The sequence below is a fragment of the Psychrilyobacter sp. genome, from assembly GCF_049671765.1.
In the GTDB taxonomy this organism is placed as follows: domain Bacteria; phylum Fusobacteriota; class Fusobacteriia; order Fusobacteriales; family Fusobacteriaceae; genus Psychrilyobacter.
This window is the reverse complement of record NZ_JBATVM010000207.1, coordinates 1-1,662: the sequence shown is the minus strand read 5'-3', so window position 1 is coordinate 1,662 and position 1,662 is coordinate 1. Positions and strand designations below refer to the sequence as shown.

The following is a 1,662-nucleotide window of genomic DNA, read 5'->3' as shown; positions in this document are numbered from 1 at the left end:
AGATTACACAGATTTTCTGAAGCTTTAAATTAAATTCACGGTAGTTATATTCTTCCCCTCTCTCTCTCTTGGAGCCCATGTTTTGTGATTATTAAAATTGATGATAGACAATCATTAATTTTAAATTCAAACCCTGGTAGGGAGAAATATACTTTTTTCATTTTTTGCTCTATGAAAAAAGGTGTTTATTTGCCTGTGAAGGTGTGTTGAAAGGGCTAACCCCTGTAATTTTACCTTGGATTTCTTAAAATCGGAATAAGAATCTCTCTTTAGGTCAGTAAAATCAAGGGTTAAAAAGGGGGTAGGTAGCTGGATAATCAAAATATCGAGTAAGAGATGCAATGAGTCCTTTAGAGGGTTTATTATGTCTCTTAGAAGGTGATTTTTTAGGGTAAATTTATAGAGTATAGCAATAGTTAAATTTTTTTTTTTACTGACTATAAAAATGAAGTTTCTTAAAATTCAGTTAAAAATAAATTGTGTTTATTTCTATACTATAATATAATTAAAATAGAAAATTCTATAAAATGACCATAGATATAGAAAAATTAAGGTATGTTAGTATAGTTTTGATAATGATATTAATATAAAAAAATAATTAAATTTTAAGAGCTGATTTCGATATTTAAAAAGTACATAAAATATTATGATGTATATTTTTAATAAATTATTGGAAAGCTAAAAAATAGGAGGGGAAAGATGAGGTTTGAAGTTGAGTTGATGCTAGATAGCACTTCTATTAACAAAGATTATAGAAGATGTATAGTTAGTGTTATTAAGCAGTGTTTATCAGAAGAAGATTTTGATGAAATATATAAGGAAAGAAAATTAAGATCATTTACATTTTCACCATTTATAAAGACTGATAGTTTTTCTAAGGATAAAATTATTCTTAAAGAGAAAAAAATAAAATTATTTTTTAGTACTGATAGTATGACTGATGGTTGGATTTTAATAAATGCATTTAGAAATAATATGAAAAAAGAACTTAATTTTGGGAAAGGTAAAGTTATTATTGAAAAGGTTGGGACTTTAGTTGAAAAAGAAATTGAGGATGATATTATTTTATTTAAAACAATGTCACCAATATGCATACGTGAACAATTAGATCAAACAAAATCATGGTATCACGATTTAGATGAAAAGGGGATTGAGATATTAAAGGAAAATATTAAACATCAATTAAAATATGAATTCCCAAAATCATTGTTAGAAGAGGTAAAGATAAAACCACTTAAAATTAAAAGAACTATAATAACCAACTATGAGATTCAATACCCTGTAACACTTGGGACTTTGGTAATTAGTGGGGATAAAAAAATTCTTGAAAAATTATATAAGTCGGGATTAGGTAGTAAAACAAGTCTTGGGCTAGGGATGTTAGAAGTAGTTCAATAGTTAAAAAAATGGGGGGGAGAATATGAAAGAAGGTATAGAGCATGAAATATATGATACGAGAATAGAATTAGGAGACTGGAGGAGTTCAGCTTCTGTATTGGGTCTTATAAGGTATTTTAGGTTTTTAAAAAATGATTTAGGTAAAAGCAATATTAAGTTTAATTTTGATCTAATAGATGATAAAGTAACTGATTACATTGAGTACCATTCTAGTGAAATTACTAGAGAGAGATATTTGTTGTTTGCAGAGCAAGTCTTTAAAGA

1 protein-coding gene and 1 pseudogene are annotated in these 1,662 nt (G+C 27.0%); both read left to right on the top strand.

What is annotated here, in order from left to right; all coding sequences use genetic code 11:
• Positions 1–699: 699 nt before the first annotated feature.
• Entirely contained in the window at positions 700–1,398 is a 699-nt protein-coding gene (gene cas6, locus WBG30_RS10060; protein WP_424504522.1) for a CRISPR-associated endoribonuclease Cas6, read from the top strand.
• Positions 1,399–1,420: 22 nt separating this feature from the next.
• A pseudogene (locus tag WBG30_RS10055) lies at positions 1,421–1,662 on the top strand (hypothetical protein); the annotation flags it as partial.